This window comes from Amycolatopsis sp. lyj-112 (assembly GCF_046549055.1).
GTDB lineage: Bacteria > Actinomycetota > Actinomycetes > Mycobacteriales > Pseudonocardiaceae > Amycolatopsis.
In genome coordinates this window covers 572,602-573,499 of sequence record NZ_JAJPWS010000004.1, presented here as the reverse complement: position 1 = coordinate 573,499, position 898 = coordinate 572,602, and the positions used below count along the sequence as shown (strand labels likewise).

The following is an 898-nucleotide window of genomic DNA, read 5'->3' as shown; positions in this document are numbered from 1 at the left end:
GCGGCGGTTCTGCCGCCCGTTCTGCCTGGTGCCCGGCGGTGCGGCGCGGTGTGCTGTGGTGGCGAATCCATGCCCGTCAGCAGGAGGTACCCCGGTGACCACAGCGGAAGAGTTCATCCTGGCCAGGGTGTTCGACGTCGTCGACCCCGAAACGGGTCCGGGTTTCGCGCCCGATCATCCCCGGGTCGAGGATCCGGAGGAACTGCGGTCGCTCGTCGCGTATCTGGCCGGCGGCACCCCGATCCTGGTCACCCCGTCCCTGCTGGACGACGTCCTCGATCCGGACCGGACCGCCGTCGTGCCGACGAACTTCGTCACCGACGGGGTGTGGATCTGGACCGACACCGTCACCTACTACCTGGAGAACCACGGTTTGGCGCCGGAACCGGGCCTGCTCGGCCACATCCGGGGGCGGACGGCGGGCCCGGTGGCGGCGGACGTCGTCCGGCGTGCGGTCGGATTCGTGCTGGAGCCGCCGGTGGCGGACCGCGCGCCGGTGTGGAGCGCGGGCTGACCCACGTTCCCCGGCGGGACTTTCCTTCCGGTCCTTCTGCTGGTGGTTGTTCATGGTGACCGGGACACGGGTCGCGTTTACTGGGACAAGAGTCGCAGAACCGCTCAACACCAAGGAGTTGACGTGTCGCTACGAATCCAAGGTCTCCGCTCCCGCCCCGCCCGGTCCGAAGAGGACATGGTGGCCGTCTACGTTTCCCGCAACGACATCCGCGACCTGGACGCGGGTGAACTCGGCGGCCGCATCGCCGCCGCCGCAGGGATGTCGCGGACGGACGCGCCCACGACCATCGCCGAATTCGAGCCCACCCCCCGCTACACCATCCAGGACGTCCTGCTCGGTCACATCACCTGGGAGGACCTGACCCGTGCCTCCGCCTGACCG

The 898-nt window shown here is 69.3% G+C and carries 2 protein-coding genes; both read left to right on the top strand.

The genetic code is table 11. From position 1 onward, the window contains the following. Positions 1-94 precede the first annotated feature (94 nt). Positions 95-514, top strand: a complete 420-nt coding sequence (locus tag ACLJRL_RS18395) for a hypothetical protein (RefSeq protein ID WP_410657412.1) — start codon at positions 95-97, stop codon at positions 512-514. A 123-nt stretch (positions 515-637) separates the two neighbouring features. Continuing rightward, positions 638-895, top strand: a complete 258-nt coding sequence (locus ACLJRL_RS18390) for a hypothetical protein (RefSeq protein WP_410657411.1) — start codon at positions 638-640, stop codon at positions 893-895. Positions 896-898: the final 3 nt, after the last annotated feature.